The sequence below is a fragment of the Allostigmatella hybrida genome (assembly GCF_020103775.1).
Taxonomy (GTDB): domain Bacteria; phylum Myxococcota; class Myxococcia; order Myxococcales; family Myxococcaceae; genus Hyalangium; species Hyalangium aurantiaca.
Genome location: NZ_JAHXBH010000012.1, coordinates 42,550 through 66,751 on the forward strand (window position 1 = coordinate 42,550; position 24,202 = coordinate 66,751).

The window sequence follows — 24,202 nt, forward strand, 5'->3', positions numbered from 1 at the left end:
TCCGGCCGCTCAGTCCAGCAGCTCCATCAGATCCGCCCGGGTGATGGCGGTGGCCCCCGAGGCCCCGCCAAGCGCTGCCTCGAAGAGGGCCCGCTTCTTCTCCTGCAGGGTCAGGATCTTCTCCTCCACCGTGCCCTGGGACACCAGCCGGTACACCATGACGGGCCGCTGCTGGCCAATGCGGTGCGCGCGGTCGGCGGCCTGCGCCTCCACGGACGGGTTCCACCACGGGTCCACGAGGAAGACGTGGTCCGCCGCCGTGAGGTTGAGCCCCGTGGCGCCCGCCTTGAGCGAGATCAGCATCACCGGTGGACCCTCCGGGGCCTGGAAGGAGGCGGCCACGCCGCCACGGTTCGCCGTGCTCCCATCCAGCCGGATGAAGGCGATGCCCGCCTCCCGCAGCGCAGGCTCGATGAGATCCAACAGCGAGGTCCACTGTGAGAAGACGAGCGCCTTGTGCCCGTCCTCCACGGCGGTGCCGAGCGCCTCCACCAGCGCCTGCACCTTGGAGGACGTCTTCGCCTGCTGGCCCGGCACGAGCGCGGGATGGCACGCCGCCTGGCGCAGCCGCAGGAGCGCCTCCAGCGCCTTCAGCACGCTGCCGCCCTCTTCGAGCTGGGAGACCACCTCCTCGCGCGTGGCGGCATACACCGTGTCGTAGACGGCCCGCTCCTGCTCGGTGAGGGTGACGTGCCGCACGGACTCGGTGCGCGGCGGAAGCTCGGGGGCCACGTCCCGCTTGAGCCGGCGCAGCACGAAGGGGCGGATGCGTGCGCGCAGTTGCTCGGCGGCGCCCTTCTGGTTGTCCGCGACGGGCCGCGCCCACCGCTCCTCGAACTCCTTCCGCCCCCCGAGCAGCCCCTGGTTGGTGAAGTGCATGAGGCTCCAGAGCTCCTCCAGCCGGTTCTCGATGGGGGTGCCGCTCAGGGCCACCCGGAAGGCGGCCTGTAGCCCGTAGGCTGCGCGCGCCACCTGGCTGTCCGGGTTCTTGATGGCTTGGGCCTCGTCCAGCACCACCGTGTCCCACGCCTTTGCTCCGAGCACCTCCGCGTCCAGACGCAGCAGCGCATAGGTGGTGAGCGTCACGTCGGCCGCCTCATCCAGCGAGCGCCCGGGGCCGTGGTAGACGGAGACCTTCAGCGAGGGACGGAAGCGCTTCAGCTCCGCCTCCCAGTTGGGCAGTACGCTCGTGGGCGCCACCACCAATGTGCCAGGCCCCAGCGTGCAGATGGTCTGCAGCGTCTTGCCCAGGCCCATGTCGTCGGCGAGCACGCCTCCGAGGCCTGCCTGCCGCAGGAAGGTGAGCCAGCTCACGCCCTGCACCTGGTAGGGGCGCAGCGAGGCGGTGAGGTCCTCCGGCAGCCGCGCCTCCGGCAGCCTCTCGAAGCCCTTCACCAGCGGCGCCAGCCGTTCGAGCCCGGGCGGAGGCGGATGCTCCAGCGCGTCACACAGGCCGGTGAGCTGGGGGAGTGCGTGGTTGGCGAGCCGTCCGTCCTTCCCGCGTGCCGACAGCAGGTCCGCCACGCGCTGGCCGTGTGTCTTCAGCCATGCGGTGGGCAGGGGGGCCCACCCACCTCCTTCCAGCGGCACCAGCCCCAGCCCTTCCTCCCAGGCGCGCATCACCGCGCCCGCGTCCACGGTGCGCGGCGCTCCGGGGTCGGCCCCCTCCACCTGGAAGTCGAAGGAGAAACCCACCTGGGGCACACCGGACGGGGAAGCGCCGGATTCCACCGAGAGGGTGGGGCGTAGCTGCACATGGGGGCTCACCACGCGCGCCGCGTCTCCGGTGAGGCCGCCGCGCCAGCGCCGCAGCTTGTCGGCGAGCTGCACGGCCTCCTTGCCCTGCACCGTCACGCGCCGGCCGGGCACCATGTTCAGCTCGTCGCGCAGCTCGTGGATGAGCTTCTGCTCGGCGGCCTCGTCGCGCACGGGCACCGCGCCCTTCAGGTACACCATGCGCCCGTTGTCGATGCGCACCGTGGGCGGCGAGCCGTACACCAGCGTTGGCAGCACCGAGAGGCCGGAGTCGAGCTGGTTGAGTTCCACGGAGATGCGGGGCTTGAGCGTGCGGTCGATGGGCGGCAGCCGCTGGCTCTTCACATCCACCGGCATGCGCCGCGCGAAGTCCGGCAGCACCTTGCCGGTGAGGTCTCCCATCTGCGCGGGCGAGAAGACGCGCTCCTGGGGCAGGTGCTCCAACCGGGCCCCCGTGAGGGGTTGCTCGCCGAGCCGGCACAGCGCGCCGCCGCACACCACCACCCCGGGGCACACCACCTCGGTGATGCGCGGATCCTTCTCCACCTTGAGCACCGTCTGCTCGCCCCGGTCCTCCACGGTGACACGCGGCAGCAGGGGCTCGCTGGAGACGGACACCAGCGCCCCCTCGAAGAGCACAGTGCGCGCCGGCTCCAGCACACGCAGCAGCGCCTCCAGGCGTTCGGGAGGGAGCGCGCCCCTCGTGGGCCGCGCGAGCAGCTTGTCCGCGAGCAGGTCGCACTTCTCCACCTGAATCCGCGCCGCCTCCACGGGGTTCTGCAGCAGCGAGGCCAGGCTGCGCGCCAGCAGCCGCGCCGTGTTGTCGGGGCGCACCAACAGGCGTTCGAGCTGCAACCCGCCGTCCATGCGCTTGAAGCGGTACACCATGCGCTCCGGCTTGGGCGCGGCTCCCGGGCGGGCCGGGGCCGCAGGTGCCGCAGGCCGTGACGCGGCGGGGGCACGGGGGGCACGCTGGGAGACGGAGTGGTGGAGCACGAGGGCCGCCGCCACCACGTGCTCGCACGGGTCTACCCGGCCCTTGCAGTCACACTCCCAGATGTCGTCCTCCGGGTAGAGCACGGTGGTGACGGGGGCAGGGCGGCCCGCGGCGCGCACCTTCAGGACGGCCTCTTCCGCGCCGATGGCCTGCACCGAGACGGCGCCCGAGCGGGCCAGGGCCATTCCAGCAGACCAGGTGTCCGGGCGGGCTTCTTCCCGGACGGCTTCGAGTAGCTCCGCGGTCACAGACATGCGCGGCCCACCCCTAGCCCCGCGGCGGCTGCCGCGCAACCACACCGCTGGGTTTTGAACGGGAGGTCCGGGCTGAGAATGTCCGCCCGTGTGGTCCGTGCTAGACCGCGCCGCATGCACTTCCGCCACCTGGGCAGCAGTGGTCTGATGGTCAGTGAAATCTCCTACGGCAACTGGTTGACCCATGGGTCCCAGGTCGAGGAGGCCGCGGCGGTCGCCTGTGTGCGGGCCGCGCTGGATGAAGGCATCACCACCTTCGATACCGCGGACGTCTACGCGGGGACCCGTGCCGAGGAGGTACTGGGCCGCGCCCTCCAAGGCCAGCGCCGGGAGGGGCTGGAGATCTTCACCAAGGTGTACTGGCCCACGGGGCCGGGCCCCAATGACCGCGGCCTGTCGCGCAAGCATATCCTGGAGTCCATCCACGGCTCGCTGCGGCGGCTGAAGACGGACTACGTGGATCTCTACCAGGCGCACCGCTACGACACGGAGACGCCGCTGGAGGAGACGATGCAGGCCTTCGCCGATGTGGTGCGTCAGGGCAAGGCGCACTACATCGGGGTGTCCGAGTGGACGGCGGACCAGATACGGGAGGGCGTGAAGCTGGCCCGGCAGCTGGGCTTTCAGCTCGTCTCCAGCCAGCCGCAATACTCCATGTTGTGGCGCATCATCGAGGCCGAGGTGGTGCCCACCTCCCAGGAGCTGGGCGTGGGGCAGATCGTCTGGTCTCCCATCGCGCAGGGCGTGCTTACCGGCAAGTACCGTCCGGGGCAGAAGCCGCCCGAGGGCAGCCGCGCCACGGACGAGAAGGGCGGGGCCAACTTCATCCAGCGCTTCCTCAACGACGACGTGCTCACGCGCGTGCAGCAGCTCACCCCCGTGGCCCAGGAGGCCGGGCTGTCGCTGGCCCAGCTCGCCGTGGCGTGGGTGCTGCAGAACCCCAATGTCTCCTCGGCCATCATCGGCGCCTCGCGGCCCGAGCAGGTGAAGGAGAACGTCAAGGCCGCGGGCGTGAAGCTGAGCCAGGACGCGATGCGCCGCATCGACGCCATCCTCGGCCCCGTCGTCGAGCGCGACCCGAAGAAAACCCTGGAGAACAGTCCCAAGAAGCGGCCGTGAGTCACTTCCAGCCGCTGAGGGCCACCAGCAGCGGGTTGTCCTGGTAGTCCTTCCAGAAGTCTGCGCCGAACTTCGTCAGCGCTTCGGGAGGAATCTCGAAGTGCCGCCATTCCAGGCGCTGGAAACCGGCTTGCTTCATCGCCTCCTTATAGGTGGCGGCGGACCAGCGGAAATATTCGAGCGCCGCGGGCGGGTCGGTGAGGAAGCGCGCCTGGGCCACGTGGCGTCCGTCCTCGAAGCGCTCGCTCACCACCTCGAAGCCGTATTTCGCCCAGTTCGACTTCGCTAGCTCGAAGCCCGGCTCGATGGTGAAGGCGATGAAGCGTCCGCCCGCCACCAGGTTGCGGTGGGCGCTCTGGCACATGCTCGTGAGTTCCTCCCGGGTCCGCGCGTAGTTGAGCAGGTAGATGGCTGTCACCAGGTCGAACGCCCCCAATTCGGGCAGGTGCGTGGCGTCGGACACCTGGTAGCGGATGCCCCGGGGCTGCTCCTGCTCGCGCTTCTGGGCCACGGCCACCATCTCCGGGGAGATGTCCACGCCCAGCACCTCGCTGGCGCCCTGCTGCTTCAGCAGCCGCGAGTAGTGGCCTCCGCCGCACGCCAGGTCCAGCACCCGCTTGCCCTGCAAGGTGCCCACCATCTTCAAGAACGTGTGCTGCTCCGGGACGGGCAGGGCCGCCGTGTTCTTGAACTGCTCGTACTTGCCGCCGATGTTGTCGTACTGCGCCATGGCTCGCTCTCCCAGGGAGCACCCCGGCAAGGGGCGTCTCCGTGGGCGGCATTGTGCGCCGGAAACGCCCGGCCCGGGGGAGGGCATGTCACAGCCTTTTCCGGTGATTCGTCTGGAGGGGGAAGTCTTTCCCGATGCCCCGAATGGAGCCCCGCCATGAAGCCCAGACTCGACCCCTACGCCGCCGCACCGCAAGTCCTCCAGGCCATGCTCGAGCTGAGCAAGAAGGTCCATGACAGTGGTCTCGAAGCGAGCCTGATGGAGCTGGTGAAGATTCGTGCCTCGCAGCTCAACGGCTGTGCCTTCTGCCTCCACATGCACACACGGGAGGCCCGTGCGCAGGGGGAGACCGAGGAGCGCCTCTACTTGCTGAGCGCCTGGCACGAGTCGCCGCTCTACACCGGCCGGGAGCGCGCGGCGCTGGCGTGGACCGAGGCGCTGACGCTCGTGGCCCAGACACATGCGCCGGATGCGGACTACGCTGTGCTACGGGAGCACTTCTCCGAGGCGGAATGCGTGAACCTGACGTTGCTCATTGGGGTGATCAACACCTGGAACCGGATCGCCGTGGGCTTCCGGTCCGTCCATCCGGTGGCGCAGCGCCGTGATGCCGCCTGAGGGCCCTCCCGAGGACGTGTTCAACCTCCTCCGCCCGCGCCTGCTCCGCATCGCTTACCGGATGCTGGGCACGATGGCGGAGGCGGAGGACGTGGTGCAGGAGGCTTATCTGCGCTGGCACCAGACGGACCCCGCCACCGTGCGCAATGCCGAGGCGTTCCTGGTGAGGACGGTGACACGGCTGTGTCTGGATGTCCTCAAGTCCGCCCGGGTCCAGCGCGTGGAGTACGTGGGGACCTGGCTGCCGGAGCCCATCGTCGAGCAGGTGGAGGGAGACGACTTGACGCTGACCTTGATGATGGCCCTGGAGCGCCTGTCCCCGCTGGAGCGGGCCGCGTTCCTGCTGCATGACGTGTTCGGCATGGACTTCGACGAGGTGGCGAAGGCCATCGGCCGGGAGCCCGCCGCGTGCCGGCAACTCGCCAGCCGGGCGCGGGCCCACGTGCGCGAGGCCCGGCCCCGCTTCCCGGTGCCGGAGGAGCAGGGGCGTGAGATTGCCTCTGCGTTCTACGCGGCGTCTCGCAGCGGGGACATGCATGCACTCCAGGAACTGCTCGCCCAGGACGTCGTCACGTACTCCGATGGCGGCGGCCGGGTCCGCGCGGCCCTCAACCCCATTCAGGGGCGCGAGAAGACCGTGCGCTTCTTCGACGGCTTGCACCGGCGTGGGTGGATGGAGGGGGCCCAGCAGGTGTACGCGGGGCTCATCGACGGGCTGCCGGCGTTCGTCACCGTCGATGCCGACGGCACGTGGCAGACCATGTCGTTCGCCCTGGAGGCGGGCCGCATCGTGGCCGTCTACATCACGCGCAATCCCGACAAGCTGCAAGCCCTCCGCCAGAAGCTGAGTTAGGGAGGCCCCCTATGACCAGGGTCCCAAACGTACTCCTCGGTGGGGACGGCCTTCATGTTCGTGAAGCCGTGCCGCTTGACGAATTGGGCGAATCGTTCAGAGACGAGGATGCGGCCTTGGAGACCACGGGGGCGGAAGACATCCTCGCCCTTCCAGGTGCCTGCCTCTAGGACGAAGCCGTGAATGGTGTCCCTTCCGGGGTTGCGGCACTCGGGACAGGTCACCGGTTCGTCGCGGCGGACACGGCTGCGGGTGTCATCGATAGCCCCGTGACTGAAACAGACGTTCATCGCCAAGTAGCGGGGCACGGCGTGGGGCTTGGGGCCCTTGTGCTTTCTCCGCACACGTAACACTTCGACGGTGTGAAAACCGCTCAGTCCGGTCAGCGCTTCCGCGCGAAGTGCGTCCGCCACGCGTTCTGAGAGGAGAACCTCATAGCCGGGGCCTTCGACGAAGTCGCCCAAGTCTTGGCCGTGAAGTTCCAACTCCACGCGGTAGGGGGGGCGCCATGTCAGCATGCCGGTTGCCTCATGGCACCGTGGGCAATGGGGCGCATCACCCCGGTTGACAGGCTCTTGCGGATTGAAGTGGGTATCGTGCGGCCCCCATTCATCAGCCTCAAGCACGAAGAACCGCGCGTCAGTGGGCAGGTTCGAAGCCATTGGGAAACCTCTTGAGCATGTCCTGACGGGCGTAGATCTCGCGCAACTTCGCCATGAACTGCTTCCGTCTGCCGACTCGCAGCACTTGCCCGGTTCGCCGTGGAGTGCGTTCCCGTGGAACACCCCACGATGAGGCTCATGAGCGTGGCTGACAGGAAGACAAGGCGCGCGTGGCCCGTCTGGTTCGTTGGACTCATGAGGGAACCTCTCGCTTCACGGGCTCTGGTCTGGCTTCTGAGCGGTCCATCCCGTTCGCGGCCCGGGCCAGGCGCTCGGACAGGCGGCGCAGGTGCTCGGCGAGTTCCTTCGGCTCATGCACCTCGAAATCGAACCCCATCCACCCCAGATGGAAGGCGAGGGTTTCGAGGCTGTCGCCGCCGGTGTGGACAAGGCAGCGCTCGCCCTCCAACGGCTCGATGCGGGCGGCCACGCCCGACAGCTGCTCGGAGACGGTGTGGGCGGGGGCATGCACCGTCACGCGGGCGCGGAAGCGGTAGGCCTCCGTCGAGACGGCTTGAGAGACGTAGGCGGCCACGTCTTCGGCGGGCAGCGGCCGGGCTTTGAACGCGCGTCCCGTCTCCAGCCCCTCGCGGATGCGGTCGATGCGGAACGTGCGCCATCCTTCCCGTTCCATGTCATACGCCAGGAGGTACCACCGGTGGCTGGTGTGTACGAGGCGGTAGGGCTCGACCGAGCGTTGGCTGGCCGTTCCATCGCGGCTGCCGTAGCCGAACCGGAGAAGCTCGCCATCGCGGCAGGCGTTGGCGATCAACGCCAGCATCCCGGCATCGACCGTGGGCCCCGCATCGCCGAGCCGCACGCTCACGGCCTGGAGCGCGTTCACCCGGCGCCGCAGCCGCTTCGGGAGCACCTGCTCCAGCTTGCCGAGGGCCCGCACTGCGGCCTCCTCCAGGCCCTTCACCGGTCCGGCCGCCGCCGTGCGCAAGCCCACCGCGACGGCCACCGCCTCGTCGTCTTCCAAGGGCAGCGGGGGCAACTCCTTTCCGGCACCGAGCTGGTAGCCGCCCCCGACGCCCGCCGTCGCGTGGACCGGATAGCCGAGGGTCCTCAGCCGGTCCATGTCCCGGCGGACGCTGCGCTCGGTGACGCCCAATTCCTGCGCCAGGTCTCCGCCCGCCCAGAAGCGCCGGGACTGCAACAGGGACAGCACCCGGAGCAGCCGGGCCGAGGTCTGGACCATGGGAAGGCGCCTCTCGATCGCCGGTCAGCCGGCCTTCCGGGCCCAGGCCCCGAACACCATCTCCCAGAGGCAGGTGCCGTTCGTCTCCCGCCGCTCCGTGGTGAGCCGCTCGTCGAGCGTGCCGGCTGCGAGCTCTTCCACCGTCGCGACCCCTTTCTCGACGATGCGGCCCTGCATCGCGCGGACAATCATGCCGATGTGATGCGTCTGGTCCGGCGTCAACACGGTCGCCTCGGCGCGGACCCGCTCCACCGTGAACCCGGCCTGTACCAGCGCCGGGGCAAGGTGAAGGCCCATGTGGATGTCGGCGCCCTCGCGCGCGACCGTCTTCCACATCCAGCCACTCACCTGCTCGTGCAGTGGCATCGCGGGCCGGCAGATGGGCATCGCGGTCGAGTCGTGCTCCTGGAGGACGATCAGGCCGCCGGGCACCAGCAGGCTGGCAAGACGCCTGAGGCAGGCGACGGCATCCGGCTGGTACATCAGCACGCGCCGGCAGGTGATGGCGTCGAAGGGGCCCAGCTCCGCGGGCGGTGAGGCCAGATCGGCTTGCACGAAGCGGACATTCGCCAGGCCGAGCTCACGGGCGCGCTCACGTCCGGCCTGGAGCGGCGCCTCCTCTCGGTCAACGCCTGTGACGTGTCCCTGTGCGCCCACGAGCTGAGCCGCCAGGAAGGCCACATCGCCGCGCCCACAGCCGATGTCGAGCACGCGCATGCCCTCGCGCACGCCTGCGTCGGTGAGCAGCCGCCGCGTCCATTCTTCCGGATGGTTCATAGGTTGTCGCGCTCTTTATCGAGGACCGAACCTGTCCGCAATCGCTCCTACGGTGGCTGCATCCACCGGGCAGGCCCCCAAGGGGACCGCCCTCACCCTGGAGTGCTCACCATGAACGCCTCTTCCTCTTCTCGCGCGGGTCTTCAGACGTACAAGGGCAGCTGTCACTGTGGGGCCGTGCGCCTGGAGGTCACCTTCGATGCGAGCGCCGGGACGAGCCGGTGCAACTGTACCTTCTGCACCAAGGGTGCGTGGTGGGGCATCCACGTGAAGCCGGATGCCTTCCGCTTGCTGTCAGGTCAGGAGGTGTTGCGTACCTACTCGCGCTCGGCGCAAGGGGTGAGCCCCCGGTTCTGCGGGGTCTGCGGCAACGGGCTCTTCGGGTACGGCGACGTTCCAGAGCTGGGAGGGGCGTTCTGCGCGGTGAACCTCCACTGTCTGGATGACGTGGATTTCACCGGCATCCAGGTGACGTACCTGGACGGACGCCATGACACCTGGGCGACGCTCGCCGTGGCGCCCTACGTGAGCCCATTCTCCGCATGAAAAGCAGGGGGCTCCCCCGGGAAGAGGCCCGGGGGACGCCACCGTCCGGAATCAGAGATCCCAGAGATACGCTTCGAGCGCCTTGCGGTCGGCCAGGGACAGGCCCTTGTAGAGGTTCACCGCGGTTTGCGCCTCCCCGCCGTGCCAGAGGATGGCCTCGGCGAGGCTCTCGGCGCGCCCATCGTGCAGGAACTGGATGCGGTTCTGATCCGCCGCGGCGTGAGCGTTCTGCCAGAGCAGGTTGATGTTGCCCGGAGGGAAGTCCCGGACGTGCGAGTCCGTGGCATGCTTCACGTTCTTCAGGCCCCAGAGTGCGGGGGTCCGCCACTTCTGGCCAAAGCCGTCCGGGGAACCATCCGAGAGCCCCGTGCCCATGTCATGCAGCAGCAGGTCCGTGAACGGCTGGATGGTTTGCTGCGACAGCTCGGGGAACGGCGCGGTTCCGGTGACCATGCTCTTCACGTGGCAGCGCTGGCAGCCGAGCCGGTCGAACACGGCCTCGCCCTTGACCACCTCTGGGCCCTTCGTTCCGGACGCGCTCGTGGGGTACATGCGCGGAGGGACGCCGAGCAGCGAGAGGTACGCTTCCATGTCCGCGATGGCCTGAGCGGACAGCTGGCCCTTGCCGGCCGTGCAGCGCCCGCCGCAGTCGTTCGACGGGAAGCGCGAGCTGAGGACGCCTAGGTCGTTGTTGAGCGCGGCCTGAATCTGGTGGGAGAGGGTCGCCTGGTCGGCCTTCCAGCCGAAGCGGCCCATCTTCCCGTCGATGGTCCGGTAGGTGCCGCCGTTCTGCTGCGCGAACTGCTTGAGGGTCGCCTCGGGAACGGCCGCGAGCAGGCCGAGCCCGATCATCGCCTGGGGACGGCGAGGGGAAAGGCCCAGGTAGCTCTGGGAGAGGGAAGAGTTCACGGCGAAGCGCGGCTTCTTCAGCACCACCTCGGTCCCGTCGGCCAGGCGCTCCACGCGGGTCTCATACGAGGCGACGGTGAGGGTGCCCTCGGAGTGGGCGCCCTGGGTCTGGAGCTGCTTGCCAAAGACTCCGTGGGGACTGCCGGTGCGGGTGTCGAAGGTCCGGGCGACGGTGTGGTGGACGGGCGTATTGGTGCCGGGAAGCAGGCTCGTGCCATTGTTGATGTGGCAGGCGCTGCAGCTCCGGACGTTGTAGGCGCTTGACGCGTGGTTGCTGCGGCTCACGCGGTCCGCATCGAAGAAGATGGTGGGCTTGTCATCCGCCTCGTCGGTCGCGTGCTCGCCCGAGACAAAGTCGGTGTGGAACCAGGTGCGGCCCGTCATGAACCGTTGCGAGTTCGAGGGCAGTATGTTGTTCGCTTGTTGCTGGAGGGCCCGCCAGGGCTCCACGCGGGTGGTGGGCGTCGTCGTCCAGCCACCGGCGTAACGCTGGGTCGCGGGAACCGCGTTGGGGTTGAGCGGGTCATCGATGAAGAGCCCCCCCTGGCCGATGCGGATCCGGAGGAACTCCGAGTAGTAGGCCGAGATGTTGTGCGGGTTCTTGGCCTTTTGCGCCGCCCACCCGCTGAAGCTCTCGCTCAGGAAGAAGCGGAACTCGAAGGTGAGGATCTGCCCGGGCTGCATCTGGTTCGCGAACGCCGCGAACTCGCCGGGGCCCAGGGTGGCCTCGAAGACGCGGGCATCCCGCACGTGGGTCATGCGGATGTTGAGCGCGAACTTGCTGCGCTCCGTCTCGGAGGAGGCGCTGGGGTTGCCAATGTAGATGGCGGAGAAGTCGGGGCCGCGCGTGGGGATGTAGTCCTGCGGCCACTCGGTGGTGAGGGTGAACTTGATGCGCTTCTCGCCGGTGGGCGTGAAGTCCTCCACCTTGAAGCTCGACTGGCGGCCTTCCCAATAGAAGGGATTGTACTTGGAGAAGTCCTGATCGTTTTCGTGGCGGCGGCGAGGGCGGCTCGACCCTTCCGTGACGATGACGGAGCCGAGCGATTGGGTATTCGCGCGGACGCCCACTTCATCGAACTCCGCGTCCGCGGAGTCCTGGGAGAAGGGGGCGTCCGAACACGCCAGAAGGCCAGACGTGAAGAAACACAGGGCATACGTCCGAAGCAAAGCCACCTCCAGGGGATGGGAAGGCGGCAAGCTTAGGTAAGGACGTGTTTATTGCAATCCAGGGGAGACAACAAAAACAGTCGAAACGTTACTTCTGCTGTGCGTCAAAGAGATCCGCGTCCGGGCCCTCACCGCCCGGGAGTCCGTCGGCACCCCGGCTCCAGACCACGGGACGTTCTCCGCGGAGCTCATACCCGTAGGGGTTGCCCCAGGGGTCGCGCGGAAGCTGCTCCAGGTGCTGGTTGTCCACCAGTGGGCGGAGGCCCTCCTCCGTGGAGGGAAAGCGCTGATGCTCCGCGTGATAGGCCCTCAAGGCCCGGTGGATGGCCGCCAGGTCCAGGCGTGCGACGTCTGGCTTCCGTCCGGCCTCTTGCCTGTGCGCGCTCAGCAACTGGCAGCCAGCGGTCAGCAGGCCCGAGCCCAGGACGATGCCCAGGCAGGTCAGGGTCCAGAGCAGCAAATCGCGCAGCAAAGCCTTGGCGTTCAGCTTCGGATGCGGCGGGGGAGGAGCGGACATGCGCGGGGACCTTTCAAACCGCGGGCCTGCTCCGATCGCCGGGCAAGTCCTCATCTCCACAGGCTCGGGCCGGCGCTGCTCGTCTCATCTGTCCGCAGGGCCTTGTGCCCAAGAGACATTCTGACAGCGCTTCGGTCACGGCCCAGGGAGTCGAACCCCATCGAGGAATCGTCTACGCTGTCGTCACGTGCTGTAGGGGCTCTGGGGGGAGCAGCCGGGCAGTCAAGAGTCTCCCGAGGCCCAGGAGATTTCCGCCATGCAACCTGTCTCGTGGACATGCGTTGTTCTCGCTGTGCTGCTCCTGGCTCTTCCTGCTTCGGCACAACGGCCACCGTTGCCCTGGACGGAAGGGGAGGACACCGCCGTGGGCGAGTTGTTCACCTACGCCTCGGGCCAACTGGTGCGCGCAGGCCTCCCTGTCCGCAAGGGCTCGGGCGCCCTCACTCCGGACTCCGGACGCTCCTGGGCCCCGGCGGCCGAGCCCGTGGATGGCTATGACTTCGCCGTGATTTCAGGCCGAGGCCCCGTTCCGGCATCACCCTTCGCGTGTGTCCTCACCACGTCACCCGCATCGCTGACGGTTCATTTTGGGATCCTGGGCTGCTTCAGTCCTCCCATGGGCCTGCTCTCCGTGCGCATGTCTCCGGACGGAGCCGAGTTCTCGGGAACGCTTCCGTCACGGCGGCCAGGCGTACCCGAAACCTTGAAGTTCGGGCCGAGGGTCTACTCGCCCGAGGAGGGCGAGCGCCTCGTCCGTGCGCTTTGGGAGGCGGCAACCCGTCAGAAGACGCAGATCGATTGCGGCTCGACGTCCGCACACACGGTCATCATCGAGTGGTCCTGTCCTTCAGGGCCCATCCAGGAGGGAAAGATGAGCCTGCGGTCATCTGTCTGTTCGCCGTTCGGGCACGAGGGCTACGCGCGTGCCCGGGGCGTCCATGACACTGCCTTGGAGGCGCTCAAGGCTACGGCGTCACCGTGGTGACGAACTTCGTCTTGCCGCCCTCGACCTTGAGCACCACCGCCTGCTTCTCCGCGTCGCGCTGGGCGTTGAGGGTGATTTTGCCCGCCACGCCCGGGAAGTCCTTCGTCGCGGCGATGGCATCGCGCAGCGCCGGGCCGGACAGGTCCGGTGCCCGCTTCATCGCATCCACCGCCACCAGGGTCGCGTCGTAGGCCAGCGCCGCCACGGTGTCCGGAACGGAGCCATAGGCCTTCTGGTACTTCTCGATGAACACCTTGAGCACCGGGTCCGGGTTGTCCGCCGCGTAGTGGTTGGAGAAGTAGCTGCCTTCCACCGCCGAGCCGCCCAGCTCGAAGAGCTTGTCGGAATCCCAGCCATCTCCGCCCAGCAGCGGCACCTTCATGCCCAGCTCCCGCGCCTGGCGCGCGATGATGCCCACGTCCGTGTAGTACCCCGGCACGAACACCGCATCGGGCTTGCTGCGCTTCATGGCCGTGAGCTGTGCCCGGAAGTCCGTGTCCCCCTTCGAGTAGCTCTCCGTGCCGGTAATCTCGCCGCCCATCTCCTTGAACTTCGCGGAGAACACATCGGCCAGGCCCAGCGAGTATGCGCTCTTGTTGTCCGTGAGGATGGCCACCTTGGACACCTTCAGGTTCTCCTTGGCGAACTTCGCCATCACCAGCCCCTGGAACGGATCGATGAAGCACACGCGGAAGATGTAGTCGCCCTTCTGCGTCACCTCGGGCGCCGTGGAGGAGTAGGAGATCATCGGCACCTGGGCCGGCTGGGCCTTCTCCGCCATGGCCAGCGACACGGAGGACGCCGCCTCGCCGATGATGACCGCCACCTTGTCCTGGGCGATGAGCCGGGTGACGGCCTGGGCGGCCTCCTCGGGCTTGCCCTGGCTGTCGTACACCCGCACCGCCAGCTTCTTGCCCTTCACCCCACCCGCGGCGTTCGCCTCCTGGATGGCCATCTCGATGCCGCTCCGGGCCGAGATGCCGAAGGTGGCCTCGTTGCCAGTGAGGCTGCCCACCCCGCCGATGAGAATGGTGTCGGACGTGGACGGGGGAGCCTCCGGGGCCTTGGCCGCCGCGCCGCCTTCAGAGGGGGAGGGGGTGGGCTGGCTCTTCTTCTCGCACGCGATGAACGCGAGGGCGAGGGTTGCGAGGAGCAGCGGGAGTTGCCTGCGCATGGTCGGTCTTCCTCCAAGGGGAAGCCCCCTCTTCACCACGTCATCCGGACCGCTTCAACCCTGGACTCCTTGGAGAGGGAGCCAGCAGACAGGGGATGTTGGCGATATAATGTGGACCGTTTTAGTCCTGTTTAGATAAAGAGTCCCCCCAGCGAGGGAACCGATGTTTCGAATGAGCAAGATGACCGATTACGGCCTGGTGTTGCTGACCGAGCTGGCGCGCGAGGCCGGTACGTGCACGGCACGCGAGCTGGCCGAGCGCACGCGCGTGCCGCTGCCGTCGGTGAGCAAGGTGCTCAAGGGGTTGCAGAGCGCCGGCGTGCTGGTGTCTCACCGGGGCGCCATGGGCGGCTACGGTCTGGCGCGGCCCGCGGCGGCCATCCCGCTGACGCAGGTCATCTCCGCGCTGGAGGGGCCGGTGGCCGTCACCGCCTGCGTGCAGCACACGGACGGGGAGCCCTCGTGCGAGCTGGAGTCGGTGTGCCGCATCCGCGGCCACTGGCGCGTCATCAACCAGGCCATCCAGGAGGCGCTCGGGCGGTTGACGCTCGCGGACCTGTGCGCCCCGGAGCTGCGCGTCGAGCGGCTGGTGGGGCTGAACCTGCCGGTGCGCACGGACGCGGGAGGAGCGTCATGAGCACTGAAGCCCTTCAGGAACTCACCCGCCGCCCCTACGAGGCGGGCTTCATCACCGCCGTGGAGTCGGACACGCTGCCCCCGGGGCTCAATGAGGACGTCATTCGCCTCATCTCCTCGAAGAAGGGCGAGCCGGCGTTCCTGCTCGAGTGGCGGCTCAAGGCGTACCGGCACTGGCTCACCCTGAAAGAGCCCACCTGGCAGAGCGTGCGCTACCACCCCATCGACTACCAGGCCATCCGCTACTACTCGGCGCCCCGGCAGAAGCCGAAGCTCGACAACCTGGACCAGGTGGATCCGGAGATCCTGCGCACCTACGAGAAGCTGGGGATTCCCCTGGAGGAGCAGAAGCGCCTGCAGAACGTGGCGGTGGACGCCGTGTTCGACTCCGTCTCGGTGGCCACCACCTTCAAGGACAAGCTGGCCAAGGCGGGCGTCATCTTCTGCTCGTTCTCGGAGGCCGTGCGCGAGCACCCGGAGCTCATCCAGCGCTACCTGGGCTCGGTGGTGCCGTACTCGGACAACTACTTCGCGGCGCTCAACTCCGCGGTCTTCAGCGACGGCTCGTTCTGCTACGTGCCCAAGGGCGTGCGCTGCCCCATGGAGCTGTCCACCTACTTCCGCATCAACGCGGCGGAGACGGGCCAGTTCGAGCGCACCCTCATCGTCGCGGACGAGGGCAGCACGGTGAGCTACCTGGAGGGGTGTACCGCGCCCATGCGCGACACCAACCAGCTGCACGCCGCCGTGGTGGAGCTGGTGGCGCTGGAGGGCGCCTCCATCAAGTACTCCACGGTGCAGAACTGGTACCCGGGTGATGCCGAGGGGCGCGGGGGCATCTACAACTTCGTCACCAAGCGGGGCATCGCCCACCGGGGCTCGAAGATCTCCTGGACGCAGGTGGAGACGGGCTCTGCCATCACCTGGAAGTACCCCAGCGTCATCCTGCGCGGGGATGATTCGGTGGGCGAGTTCTACTCGGTGGCGCTCACCAACCACCGCCAGCAGGCGGACACGGGCACGAAGATGGTGCACATGGGCCGCAACACCCGGAGCACCATCATCTCCAAGGGCATCTCCGCCGGGCACGGGCAGAACACGTACCGGGGGCTGGTGCGCGTGCTGAAGAACGCGGAAGGGGCGCGCAACTACACGCAGTGCGACTCGCTGCTGCTGGGCAGCCAGTGCGGCGCGCACACGCTGCCCTATATCGAAGTGAAGAACGCGTCGGCGCAGGTGGAGCACGAGGCGTCCACGTCGAAGATCGGCGAGGACCAGCTCTTCTACTGCCAGCAGCGCGGGATTTCGCGCGAGGACGCGGTGTCGATGATCGTCAACGGTTTCTGCCGGCAGGTCTTCAAGGAGCTTCCCATGGAGTTCGCCGTGGAAGCGCAGAAGCTGCTCGGGCTGAGTCTCGAAGGAAGTGTGGGTTAATCATGTTGCTGAGCGTCCGGAACCTTCACGCCCGCGTCGGGGACAAGGACATCCTCAAGGGCATCGATCTGGAGCTGCGGCCCGGCGAGGTCCACGCCATCATGGGCCCGAACGGCTCGGGCAAGAGCACGCTCTCGCAGGTGCTGGCGGGGCGCCAGACGTACCAGGTGACGCAGGGCGAGGTGCGCTTCGACGGCAAGGACCTGCTCGCCCTGTCCCCAGAGGACCGCGCCACCGCGGGCGTGTTCCTCGGCTTCCAGTACCCGGTGGAGATTCCGGGCGTGGGCAACCTGCACTTCCTGCGCACCGCGCTCAACGCCCAGCGGCGCGCCCAGGGGCTGGAGGCGCTGGATGCCATGGACTTCCTGTCGCTCGCCAAGGAGCGCATGAAGCTCGTGCAGATGGATGCGAGCTTCCTCAACCGCTCGGTGAACGAGGGATTCTCCGGCGGCGAGAAGAAGCGCAACGAGGTGTTCCAGATGGCGGTGCTCCAGCCGCGCCTGGCCATCCTCGACGAGACGGACTCCGGCCTGGACATCGACGCGCTGCGCATCGTCGCGGGCGGGGTGAACGCGCTGCGCTCGAAGGAGCGGGGCCTGCTCGTCATCACCCACTACCAGCGGCTGCTCGACTACATCGTCCCGGACCATGTGCACGTCATGTCGGCGGGGCGCATCGTCCTGTCGGGGGACAAGGAGCTGGCGCGGGAGCTGGAGAGCAAGGGCTACGCGTGGGTGGACAAGCTGGGCGCCCCGGCGGCGCGGCAGGTGCGCCCATGAGCGGAGGGCTCCAGCACTACCTGGACGTGGCCCAGCGCTTCCAGGCGGAGCGGGGCGCGGATCCGGTGTGGCTGCGGACGCTCCGGCATGAGGGGCTCGCGCAGCTCTCCCAGGCAGGCTTTCCGACGACGCGCCATGAGGCGTGGAAGTACACGGACGTGGCGCCCATCGTGTCGCGGCCATTCGTGCCGGCGTGGCCCGGCAAGCGCGTCCACCTGGAGGCGTGGGTCGAGCAGCTCGTGCTGCCGGGGCCCCGGCTCGTCTTCGTGGACGGCCGGTTCGCGCCCGAGCTGTCCTCGCTGGAGGGGCTGCCCGCCGGGGTGTGGGTGAAGTCCCTGCGGGAGGCCATTCAGGAGGACGGCGAGGCGCTGGAGGCCGTGCTGGGGCAGCATGCCCGCGCGGAGGCCCATCCTTTCGTCGCGCTCAACGCGGCGCTCCTGGAGGAAGGTGTCTTCCTGCGCGTGGCGCCGGGCACGGTGGCGGCCCTGCCCGTGCAGTTGCTCTTCCTGGTGTCCGGGGATGGGGTGGCGCAGGTGCTCGCCGCCCCGCGCATCGTGGTGGATGTGGGGGCCAACGCCGAGGCGGCGCTGGTGGAGTGCTACGGCGGGGAGGAGGGGGGCGGCTCGTTCACCAACGCGGTGACGGAGGTGGTGCTCGGGGAGAACGCCCGCCTGCACCACTACAAGCTCCAGGCGGAGACGGAAGGTGCGTTCCACCTGGCGAGCCTCCACGCCCGGCAGGCGCGCGACAGCCGCCTGGCCTCTCATGCTTTTTCGCTGGGCGGCGCCCTGGCGCGCAACGAGGTGTCCTCGGTGTTCGGAGGCGAGGGCGGGGAGTGTGTCCTGAATGGCCTGTACGTGGGCCGGGGCACCCAGCACCTGGACCACCGGACGGACCTGGACCACGCGGTGCCGCGCTGCACGAGCCGGGAGCTGTACAAGGGCGTGCTGGATGGGCGCTCGCGGGGCACCTTCCATGGGCGGGTGCTGGTGCGGCCCGATGCGCAGCGCACGGATGCCACCCAGTCCAACCGCAACCTCCTGCTCTCGGAGGAGGCGCTGGTGGACACGCGCCCCCAGCTGGAGATTCTCGCGGATGACGTGAAGTGCGCGCACGGCGCCGTGGTGGGGCGCCTGGACGAGCAGGCGCTCTTCTACCTCCGGTCGCGGGGCATTCCGCGGCCCGAGGCGGAGCAACTGCTCACGTATGCCTTCGCCAGCGAGGTGATTGGCGCGGTGCACCTGGAGCCCCTGCGGGCCCGGGTGGAGCGGCTCGTGGCGGGGCGATTGCTGGGGGTAGCCCGGCGGGAGGCAGACGCATGAGCCAGCAGGGATTGGATGTGGCCCGGGTCCGGGCGGACTTTCCCATCCTCCTCCAGGAGGTCCGGGGCCGGCCGCTGGTGTACCTGGACAGTGCCGCCTCGGCGCAGAAGCCTCAGGCGGTCATCGACGCGCTGGTGCGCTTCTACACGCACGACAACGCCAACGTGCACCGGGGCGTGCACCTGCTGTCCGAGCGTGCCACGGAGGCCTTCGAGGAGGCGCGCGAGAAGGTGCGGCGGTTCCTCAAGGCCCGGGAGTCGAAGGAGATCGTCTTCGTGCGCGGCACCACCGAGGCCATCAACCTCGTGGCGCAGACGTTTGGCCGCAAGCATGTAGGCCCCGGCGACGAGGTGCTCATCACCGGGCTGGAGCACCACGCGAACATCGTCCCCTGGCAGCTCCTGTGCGAGCAGCAGGGCGCCACGCTGAAGTCCGTGCCGGTGAATGAGCACGGGGAGCTGGTGTTGGATGCGCTGGACGCGCTGCTCACCCCGCGCACGCGCATCCTCGCCCTCACGCACGTCTCCAATGCCCTGGGCACGGTGGTGCCGGTGAAGGAGCTGATTCGCCGGGCGCACGCGAAGGGGGTGCCGGTGCTGGTGGATGGGGCGCAGGCGGTGACGCACTTCCCGGTGGACGTGCAGGACCTGGACTGTGACTTCTACGCCTTCTCCGGCCACAAGCTCTTCGGGCCCATGGGCATTGGCGTGCTGTACGGGAAGAAGGAGCTGCTGGAGGCGATGCCGCCGTACCAGGGCGGCGGGGACATGATCCTCTCGGTCACCCTGGAGAAGACGGTCTACAACCGCATTCCCTACCGGTTCGAGGCGGGCACCCCGGACGTGGCGGGCGCGGTGGGGCTGGGGGCGGCCATCGACTACCTGGAGGCGCTGGGGCTGGAGGCCATCGCGGCGCACGACCGGGAGCTGCTGGCCTATGCCGAAGAGGCGCTGGGCGCCGTGCCCGGCATCCGCATCCTGGGGCGCGCCCAGGAGCGCTCGGGCGTGGTGTCCTTCGTGATGCAGGACATCCACCCGCATGACATCGGCACCATCCTGGACCGTGAGGGCGTGGCCATCCGGACGGGGCACCACTGCGCGCAGCCGTTGATGAAGTGCTTCGGGGTGGCGGCCACCGCGCGGGCCTCGCTGGCGCTCTACAACACCCGGGCGGACGTGGATGCGCTCGTCCGGGGGCTCCACAAGGTACGGGAGGTGTTCGCATGAGCTCGGAACTGAGAGACCTCTATCAGGAGGTGGTGCTCGACCATGGCAAGCGGCCCCGCAACTTCCGCGACGTGGAGGGGGCCAACCACCGGGCGGAGGGCTTCAATCCGCTGTGTGGGGACCAGCTCACCGTGGCGCTGAAGCTCGAAGGGGACGTCATCCAGGACATCGGCTTCCAGGGACAGGGGTGCGCCATCTCCCGCGCCTCGGCGTCGCTGATGACGGGGGCGGTGAAGGACAAGACGCGCGAGGAGGCCGAGCAGCTCTTCGCGCAGGTGCACCGGCTGGTGACGGAAGGGCCCGAAGGGGTGGATATGGATGTGCTGGGCAAGCTGACGGTGCTCTCCGGGGTGAGCGAGTTTCCGGCGCGGGTGAAGTGCGCGAGCCTCGCCTGGCACACGCTGCGCGCGGCGCTTCACGGGCAGGCCGAGCCCGTCTCGACGGAGTAGGAGGAGCGCATGCGAGGGTTGGTGGTGCTGGAGCGCGAGTGCGAGGCGACGCTGATTCCCAGCGGCGAGCGGGTGAAGGTGCCCGAGGGCACGGACCTGCGCGTGGTGCAGACGCTGGGCGGCAACGTCACCGTGCAGTCCATCTCGGACGGTCAGCTGCTGCGCATCGACGCGAAGGACGCGGCCCTGCTGGGCGAGGAGTTCGCCGCGAAGTCCGAGGCGCCGCCGGCCGGGGAGGGCACCTCCCGCGAGGGGCCCTTCGACGAGGCGAACGTCTGGGAGCAGCTGCGCACGGTGTATGACCCGGAGATTCCCGTGAACATCGTGGAGCTGGGGCTGGTGTACCAGTGCCAGGCCGCGCCATTGCCGGAAGGGGGGCAGCGGGTGGACATCCAGATGACGGTGACGGCGCCCGGCTGCGGCATGGGGCCGGTGCTTCAGGAGGACGTGCGGCGCAAGGTGCTCAGCGTGCCGGGGGTGAAGGAGGCCCACGTGGACCTGGTCTTCGAGCCGCCCTGGGACCAGAGCCGCATGTCGGAGGTGGCGCGGCTGGAGCTGGGGTGGATGTAAGGCCGCCTCAGTGGCCGGTGCCGCGCGAGTCCGGGCTCAGCTCGAAGTCCCCGAGCCCCCGGGGCAGCTGCACCCGGAACATGGTGCCCTGGCCCAGGGTGCTCTCCACGGTGATGTCCCCGCCCAGCCCGGCCACGATGCCGTAGCAGACCGACAGGCCCAGCCCCGCGCTCTTGCCCACCCGCTTCGTGGTGAAGAACGGCTCGAAGATGCGGCTCAGGTGCTCCGGCGCGATGCCCTGCCCGTTGTCCTGGACCTCCACCACCACCCGGCCATCCTCCTGGAGCCGCGTGGCCACCCGGAGCACGGGCTCCGGCCCAGCGTCCTTCAGCGCGTAGGCGGCGTTCACCAGCAGCCCGAAGAACACCTGCTGCAGGCCCGTCTCGCTGGCGGACACCATGGGCACCGTCTCCAGCTCCCGCACCAGCCGGGTGCCGGGCTCCAGGAGCTCCCGCACCTCGGCGAGCGCCTGCTCCAGGACTTCATGCAGATCCACCTGCGTCCTCGGCGCCTGGTCCAGGCGTGAGAAGAGCTTGATGTTCTGGATGATGCGCCGGATGCGCTCGGCCCCCTCGAGCGACTCGTCACACGCTTCCCGCAGCTCCTGCACCTCCGCCTGCTGCAACTGCGCGGGGTCCGTCTCCAGCGTGGAGCGCAGGTGCCCCAGGTTGGCCAGGATGAAGCTCAGCGGGTTGTTGATTTCATGCGCGAGCCCCGCGGACAGCCGTCCGAGCGCCTCCAGCCGCTGCGCCTGCGCCAGCCGCGTGTTGGCCGCCTCCAACTGCCGCGTCCGCTCCTCGATGGCGCGCGCCAGGTCCTCCATGCGCAGCCGGCTGCGCAGGAGCAGCTCCCACTTCTCGGTGAGCGAGTACGCCAGCTGGCGCACCTCGATGCCATCGAAGGGCTTGCGCAGGATGAGCAGCCGCTGGCTGAGCCCCAGCCGCTGCATCATTTCTTCCCACGAGTAGTCCGCGTAGGCCGAGCAGATGACGACCTGCAGATCATTGTCCTCCGCCCACAGCCGGTACGTTGTCTCCACCCCGTCGATGCCCGGCGGCATGCGGATGTCCACGAAGGCCACCGCGTACGGGCGGTGCTGCTCGCGCGCGGCGCGCGCCATCCGGATGCCCTCCTCGCCCTGCGTGGCGGTGTCCACCTCGAAGCCGGGCAGCGGCGTGGGGCGCTCGTCGGCGCCGAACAGCTCCGTCTCCATCGCGTTCAGCGAGCCGTCCTCCGAGGGAGGACACAGAATCTTGCGGAAGTCCTCGTGGATGGTCCGGTTGTCATCGATCACCAGGATGCGGCGATTGGTGGATGCGGATGTGCTCAAGACCGGCTCTCCTAGCCCACCCTCATGGAGTCTTCGTACGGGGGGGACGGCGGTTGCCAGGGGGCGCCTGGTCGGCTTCCGCACGTCGGGGAGTATTGTGTTCAGATGTTGGCGCTTTGTTCAAAGCACTTGAATGCAGGGTGTAGACCTACCCAGGCGGTAAGACACCCCGGTTGCCCTGCACGCCCGCTGTGAGCGGGCGCACACCGTGCAGAAGCCCCGCGCCCATTGGACGCGGGGCGTCAGCCCGGGCTCAGAGGGCCAGGAGCGGGCGCTCCCGGAGCCCCTCGCGCAGGCCGAAGCCCAGCGCGGCGAGCGCCAGCCCTCCCAGCACCCAGCGCGGCCAGCGCCGGGACTGCTTCGCCGCCTGCGGCTGGCGCAGGGCCAGGTGCTCGGCGAAGAGGGCCGTCATGGCCGCATCGAAGGCGGGCAGGTCCTGCGGCCCCCGGCTGGAGACCCAGGTGCCGTCGCGCACCACGGGCGCGTCCTCCCAGAGGCCGCCCGCGTTGCGGACGTCGTCCTGGATGCCTGGCCACGAGGTGAGGCGGCGGCCGCTGACGAGGCCCGCGGAGATGAGCAGCCAGGGGCCGTGGCAGATGACGGCCACCGGGCGGTCCAACCGGTCGAAGTCGGTGACGAACTCCCGGGCCAGCTCGCTCTGGCGCAGGGTGTCGGGGTTCGCCAGCCCGCCCGGCAGCAGCAGGGCGTCATAGTCGGCGGCCTTCACCTTCTTGAGCACGGTGTCCACGGACACCTTCTTCCCGGGGACCAGGTGGTTCATGCCCCGGATGGAACCCGGGTGCAGCGAGAGAATCTCCACGCACGCACCCTGTTGACGGAGCTTCTTGACGGGCTGGGTCAGCTCCACCTGCTCGAACCCATCCACCGCCAACACGGCGACCCGTAGCCCCTTGAGCTTCTTTCCCATCGTCTCTCCCAGTGGTTTGGCTCCGCTCGCGCTGGAGTCTCTCCGCACGGTGTGTACGCTCCCCCGTGAGGTGAATGGCCTGAAGAGGCCAGGCAGCCAGGCGGATGCCGCGCTGCCGTCTGGGCGCTCCAGCAGCGCGCGAGGTTCTCCATGCACCGCAGAAGCCCCTTGTTCCCCCTGTCCTCCCCCTTGCGCGGCACCTTGGCCGCCGCCACCGCGCTCCCCGGGCTGCTGCTCTTGCCGCTGGGCTGCGCCTCCTCTCCGGGCGCGGCCCCCCGGGAGGAGGCCGGCTCCCCCCCGCTCCAGGCCCGGCGCAAGTGGGGCCTCGTCATTCACGGCGGCGCGGGCGTCATGTCCCGCGACACCCTCACCCCGGAGCGGGAGGCGGAAGTGCGGGCCCGGCTCACCGAGTCCCTCCAAGCGGGCCATGCCATCCTGGCCAAGGGGGGCACGAGCCTGGATGCCGTGGGGGCGGCGATCCGCGTCCTGGAGGACTCGCCCCTGTTCAACGCGGGCAAGGGGGCGGTGTTCACCCACGATGGGCGCAACGAGCTGGATGCCTCCCTCATGGATGGGCGGACGCTGGCGGCGGGGGCCGTGGCGGGGCTGCGCCACGTGAAGAACCCCATCGACCTGGCGCGGCGGGTGATGGAGCGCTCGCCGCACGTGATGATGGTGGGCGAGGGGGCCGAGGCGTTCGCACGCGAGCAGGGCCTGGAGCTGGTGCCCCCGGAGTACTTCCGCACCGAGGAGCGCTGGGAGCAGCTCCAGCGGGCCCTGGAGAAGGAGAAGGCCGCGGGGGGAAAGGCGCCCGCCACGGGCGTGTCCCCCCGGCCGGAGGATGGGAAGTTCAGCACCGTGGGCGCCGTGGCGCTCGACCAGGCGGGGAACCTGGCGGCGGGCACCTCCACGGGGGGCATGACGAACAAGCGGTACGGGCGCGTGGGGGACTCGCCCCTCATCGGCGCGGGCACCTACGCCAACGCGCACTGCGCCGTGTCGGGCACGGGCCATGGGGAGTTCTTCATCCGCCACACCGTGGCCCGGGACATCTGCGCCCGCGTGGAGTACCTGAAGGTGCCCCTCCAGGAGGCCGCGGACACCGTCGTGCGCGACGTGCTGGTGAAGGCCGGGGGCGAGGGGGGCGTCATCGCCCTGGATGCGCAGGGGGCGGTGGCCATGCCCTTCAACTCCCCCGGCATGTACCGCGGCTACATGGGGGAAGATGGCCAGCCCTTCGTGGCCATCTTCCAGGAGTGAG

Annotated in this window: 23 protein-coding genes; 13 read left to right on the plus strand and 10 right to left on the minus strand. The window is 68.9% G+C overall.

The window, feature by feature from the left end; genetic code table 11:
- Nucleotides 1-9: 9 nt before the first annotated feature.
- Complete coding sequence (locus tag KY661_RS19830; RefSeq protein ID WP_225411698.1) at nucleotides 10-3,006, minus strand: DEAD/DEAH box helicase; 2,997 nt, start codon at nucleotides 3,004-3,006, stop codon at nucleotides 10-12.
- 114 nt (nucleotides 3,007-3,120) lie between these two features.
- Between KY661_RS19830 and KY661_RS19835 the strand changes: the two genes are divergently transcribed.
- Nucleotides 3,121-4,125 carry an aldo/keto reductase family protein gene (locus KY661_RS19835; RefSeq protein ID WP_225411699.1) on the plus strand — a complete coding sequence of 335 codons (1,005 nt, stop codon included), beginning with the start codon at nucleotides 3,121-3,123 and terminating at the stop codon, nucleotides 4,123-4,125.
- Nucleotide 4,126: 1 nt separating this feature from the next.
- Here the strand turns inward: KY661_RS19835 and KY661_RS19840 are convergent, their stop codons facing one another.
- Nucleotides 4,127-4,855 (minus strand): class I SAM-dependent methyltransferase, encoded by a 729-nt coding sequence (locus tag KY661_RS19840; RefSeq protein WP_225411700.1) that lies wholly within the window; start codon nucleotides 4,853-4,855, stop codon nucleotides 4,127-4,129.
- A gap of 156 nt (nucleotides 4,856-5,011) precedes the next feature.
- Here KY661_RS19840 and KY661_RS19845 point away from each other — a divergent pair, with 156 nt between their 5' ends.
- Together KY661_RS19845 and KY661_RS19850 are read left to right on the plus strand one after the other, a co-directional pair.
- Nucleotides 5,012-5,473 (plus strand): carboxymuconolactone decarboxylase family protein, encoded by a 462-nt coding sequence (locus KY661_RS19845; protein ID WP_225411701.1) that lies wholly within the window; start codon nucleotides 5,012-5,014, stop codon nucleotides 5,471-5,473.
- Nucleotides 5,463-6,326: a sigma-70 family RNA polymerase sigma factor gene (locus tag KY661_RS19850; RefSeq protein ID WP_225411811.1), complete on the plus strand. Its 864-nt coding sequence runs from the start codon at nucleotides 5,463-5,465 to the stop codon at nucleotides 6,324-6,326. The genes KY661_RS19845 and KY661_RS19850 overlap by 11 nt, the downstream gene beginning before the upstream one ends.
- Here KY661_RS19850 and KY661_RS19855 read toward each other — a convergent pair.
- The 3 genes from KY661_RS19855 to KY661_RS19865 form a co-directional block, all read right to left on the minus strand.
- Nucleotides 6,323-6,844: a hypothetical protein gene (locus KY661_RS19855; protein WP_225411702.1), complete on the minus strand. Its 522-nt coding sequence runs from the start codon at nucleotides 6,842-6,844 to the stop codon at nucleotides 6,323-6,325. The genes KY661_RS19850 and KY661_RS19855 overlap by 4 nt on opposite strands.
- 337 nt (nucleotides 6,845-7,181) lie before the next feature.
- Nucleotides 7,182-8,189: a helix-turn-helix transcriptional regulator gene (locus KY661_RS19860; RefSeq protein ID WP_225411703.1), complete on the minus strand. Its 1,008-nt coding sequence runs from the start codon at nucleotides 8,187-8,189 to the stop codon at nucleotides 7,182-7,184.
- 24 nt (nucleotides 8,190-8,213) lie between these two features.
- The gene (locus tag KY661_RS19865; protein ID WP_225411704.1) at nucleotides 8,214-8,966 is read right to left on the minus strand and encodes a methyltransferase domain-containing protein; all 753 of its coding nucleotides are present in this window, start codon (nucleotides 8,964-8,966) and stop codon (nucleotides 8,214-8,216) included.
- A 111-nt stretch (nucleotides 8,967-9,077) separates the two neighbouring features.
- Here KY661_RS19865 and KY661_RS19870 point away from each other — a divergent pair, with 111 nt between their 5' ends.
- A complete protein-coding gene (locus KY661_RS19870) occupies nucleotides 9,078-9,512 on the plus strand; it encodes a GFA family protein (protein WP_225411705.1) in 435 nt (144 codons plus the stop codon).
- 51 nt (nucleotides 9,513-9,563) lie between these two features.
- On the opposite strand, the gene KY661_RS19875 is transcribed toward KY661_RS19870, so the two are convergent.
- Entirely contained in the window at nucleotides 9,564-11,591 is a 2,028-nt protein-coding gene (locus KY661_RS19875; RefSeq protein ID WP_225411706.1) for a di-heme oxidoredictase family protein, read from the minus strand.
- Nucleotides 11,592-11,679: 88 nt separating this feature from the next.
- A complete protein-coding gene (locus KY661_RS19880) occupies nucleotides 11,680-12,108 on the minus strand; it encodes a type II secretion system protein GspG (protein ID WP_225411707.1) in 429 nt (142 codons plus the stop codon).
- A 364-nt stretch (nucleotides 12,109-12,472) separates the two neighbouring features.
- On the opposite strand from KY661_RS19880, the gene KY661_RS19885 reads away from it, so the two are divergent.
- On the plus strand, nucleotides 12,473-13,093 hold the full coding sequence (locus tag KY661_RS19885; protein ID WP_225411708.1) for a hypothetical protein: 621 nt from the start codon (nucleotides 12,473-12,475) through the stop codon (nucleotides 13,091-13,093).
- Here the strand turns inward: KY661_RS19885 and KY661_RS19890 are convergent.
- The gene (locus KY661_RS19890; protein WP_225411709.1) at nucleotides 13,074-14,267 is read right to left on the minus strand and encodes an ABC transporter substrate-binding protein; all 1,194 of its coding nucleotides are present in this window, start codon (nucleotides 14,265-14,267) and stop codon (nucleotides 13,074-13,076) included. The genes KY661_RS19885 and KY661_RS19890 overlap by 20 nt on opposite strands.
- Nucleotides 14,268-14,430: 163 nt before the next feature.
- On the opposite strand from KY661_RS19890, the gene KY661_RS19895 reads away from it, so the two are divergent.
- Genes KY661_RS19895 through sufT form a run of 7 tightly spaced genes read left to right on the plus strand, consistent with a single transcriptional unit; the run spans nucleotide 14,431 to nucleotide 20,683 of the window.
- On the plus strand, nucleotides 14,431-14,904 hold the full coding sequence (locus tag KY661_RS19895; protein WP_075007847.1) for an SUF system Fe-S cluster assembly regulator: 474 nt from the start codon (nucleotides 14,431-14,433) through the stop codon (nucleotides 14,902-14,904).
- Nucleotides 14,901-16,337: a Fe-S cluster assembly protein SufB gene (gene sufB / locus KY661_RS19900; RefSeq protein WP_075007848.1), complete on the plus strand. Its 1,437-nt coding sequence runs from the start codon at nucleotides 14,901-14,903 to the stop codon at nucleotides 16,335-16,337. The genes KY661_RS19895 and sufB overlap by 4 nt, the downstream gene beginning before the upstream one ends.
- A gap of 2 nt (nucleotides 16,338-16,339) precedes the next feature.
- Nucleotides 16,340-17,116, plus strand: a complete 777-nt coding sequence (gene sufC, locus KY661_RS19905) for a Fe-S cluster assembly ATPase SufC (RefSeq protein ID WP_225411710.1) — start codon at nucleotides 16,340-16,342, stop codon at nucleotides 17,114-17,116.
- A complete protein-coding gene (gene sufD, locus KY661_RS19910) occupies nucleotides 17,113-18,438 on the plus strand; it encodes a Fe-S cluster assembly protein SufD (RefSeq protein WP_225411711.1) in 1,326 nt (441 codons plus the stop codon). The genes sufC and sufD overlap by 4 nt, the downstream gene beginning before the upstream one ends.
- Nucleotides 18,435-19,664, plus strand: a complete 1,230-nt coding sequence (locus KY661_RS19915; RefSeq protein WP_317987286.1) for a cysteine desulfurase — start codon at nucleotides 18,435-18,437, stop codon at nucleotides 19,662-19,664. Before sufD ends, KY661_RS19915 begins: the two co-directional genes overlap by 4 nt.
- Nucleotides 19,661-20,113 carry a Fe-S cluster assembly sulfur transfer protein SufU gene (gene sufU / locus KY661_RS19920; protein ID WP_225411712.1) on the plus strand — a complete coding sequence of 151 codons (453 nt, stop codon included), beginning with the start codon at nucleotides 19,661-19,663 and terminating at the stop codon, nucleotides 20,111-20,113. Before KY661_RS19915 ends, sufU begins: the two co-directional genes overlap by 4 nt.
- A gap of 9 nt (nucleotides 20,114-20,122) precedes the next feature.
- A complete protein-coding gene (gene sufT, locus KY661_RS19925; protein WP_225411713.1) occupies nucleotides 20,123-20,683 on the plus strand; it encodes a putative Fe-S cluster assembly protein SufT in 561 nt (186 codons plus the stop codon).
- A gap of 7 nt (nucleotides 20,684-20,690) precedes the next feature.
- Here the strand turns inward: sufT and KY661_RS19930 are convergent, their stop codons facing one another.
- Nucleotides 20,691-22,013: a hybrid sensor histidine kinase/response regulator gene (locus tag KY661_RS19930; RefSeq protein ID WP_225411714.1), complete on the minus strand. Its 1,323-nt coding sequence runs from the start codon at nucleotides 22,011-22,013 to the stop codon at nucleotides 20,691-20,693.
- A gap of 253 nt (nucleotides 22,014-22,266) precedes the next feature.
- On the minus strand, nucleotides 22,267-22,941 hold the full coding sequence (locus tag KY661_RS19935; RefSeq protein ID WP_225411715.1) for a type 1 glutamine amidotransferase domain-containing protein: 675 nt from the start codon (nucleotides 22,939-22,941) through the stop codon (nucleotides 22,267-22,269).
- A gap of 150 nt (nucleotides 22,942-23,091) precedes the next feature.
- On the opposite strand from KY661_RS19935, the gene KY661_RS19940 reads away from it, so the two are divergent.
- Nucleotides 23,092-24,201, plus strand: coding sequence for an isoaspartyl peptidase/L-asparaginase family protein (locus KY661_RS19940; RefSeq protein ID WP_225411716.1), 1,110 nt, complete (start codon nucleotides 23,092-23,094; stop codon nucleotides 24,199-24,201).
- Nucleotide 24,202: the final 1 nt, after the last annotated feature.

Bases quoted from the DNA above. Each gene is read 5' to 3' on its own strand.
- KY661_RS19860 (WP_225411703.1), bottom strand. From the start codon at position 8,189: ATGGTCCAGACCTCGGCCCGGCTGCTCCGGGTGCTGTCCCTGTTGCAG.
- KY661_RS19835 (WP_225411699.1), top strand. From the start codon at position 3,121: ATGCACTTCCGCCACCTGGGCAGCAGTGGTCTGATGGTCAGTGAAATC.
- sufD (WP_225411711.1), top strand. From the start codon at position 17,113: ATGAGCGGAGGGCTCCAGCACTACCTGGACGTGGCCCAGCGCTTCCAG.
- KY661_RS19865 (WP_225411704.1), bottom strand. From the start codon at position 8,966: ATGAACCATCCGGAAGAATGGACGCGGCGGCTGCTCACCGACGCAGGC.
- sufT (WP_225411713.1), top strand. From the start codon at position 20,123: ATGCGAGGGTTGGTGGTGCTGGAGCGCGAGTGCGAGGCGACGCTGATT.
- sufC (WP_225411710.1), top strand. From the start codon at position 16,340: ATGTTGCTGAGCGTCCGGAACCTTCACGCCCGCGTCGGGGACAAGGAC.
- KY661_RS19890 (WP_225411709.1), bottom strand. From the start codon at position 14,267: ATGCGCAGGCAACTCCCGCTGCTCCTCGCAACCCTCGCCCTCGCGTTC.
- KY661_RS19915 (WP_317987286.1), top strand. From the start codon at position 18,435: ATGAGCCAGCAGGGATTGGATGTGGCCCGGGTCCGGGCGGACTTTCCC.
- KY661_RS19845 (WP_225411701.1), top strand. From the start codon at position 5,012: ATGAAGCCCAGACTCGACCCCTACGCCGCCGCACCGCAAGTCCTCCAG.
- KY661_RS19850 (WP_225411811.1), top strand. From the start codon at position 5,463: ATGCCGCCTGAGGGCCCTCCCGAGGACGTGTTCAACCTCCTCCGCCCG.
- KY661_RS19870 (WP_225411705.1), top strand. From the start codon at position 9,078: ATGAACGCCTCTTCCTCTTCTCGCGCGGGTCTTCAGACGTACAAGGGC.
- sufU (WP_225411712.1), top strand. From the start codon at position 19,661: ATGAGCTCGGAACTGAGAGACCTCTATCAGGAGGTGGTGCTCGACCAT.
- KY661_RS19830 (WP_225411698.1), bottom strand. From the start codon at position 3,006: ATGTCTGTGACCGCGGAGCTACTCGAAGCCGTCCGGGAAGAAGCCCGC.
- KY661_RS19855 (WP_225411702.1), bottom strand. From the start codon at position 6,844: ATGCTGACATGGCGCCCCCCCTACCGCGTGGAGTTGGAACTTCACGGC.
- KY661_RS19935 (WP_225411715.1), bottom strand. From the start codon at position 22,941: ATGGGAAAGAAGCTCAAGGGGCTACGGGTCGCCGTGTTGGCGGTGGAT.
- KY661_RS19880 (WP_225411707.1), bottom strand. From the start codon at position 12,108: ATGTCCGCTCCTCCCCCGCCGCATCCGAAGCTGAACGCCAAGGCTTTG.
- sufB (WP_075007848.1), top strand. From the start codon at position 14,901: ATGAGCACTGAAGCCCTTCAGGAACTCACCCGCCGCCCCTACGAGGCG.
- KY661_RS19895 (WP_075007847.1), top strand. From the start codon at position 14,431: ATGTTTCGAATGAGCAAGATGACCGATTACGGCCTGGTGTTGCTGACC.
- KY661_RS19840 (WP_225411700.1), bottom strand. From the start codon at position 4,855: ATGGCGCAGTACGACAACATCGGCGGCAAGTACGAGCAGTTCAAGAAC.
- KY661_RS19940 (WP_225411716.1), top strand. From the start codon at position 23,092: ATGCACCGCAGAAGCCCCTTGTTCCCCCTGTCCTCCCCCTTGCGCGGC.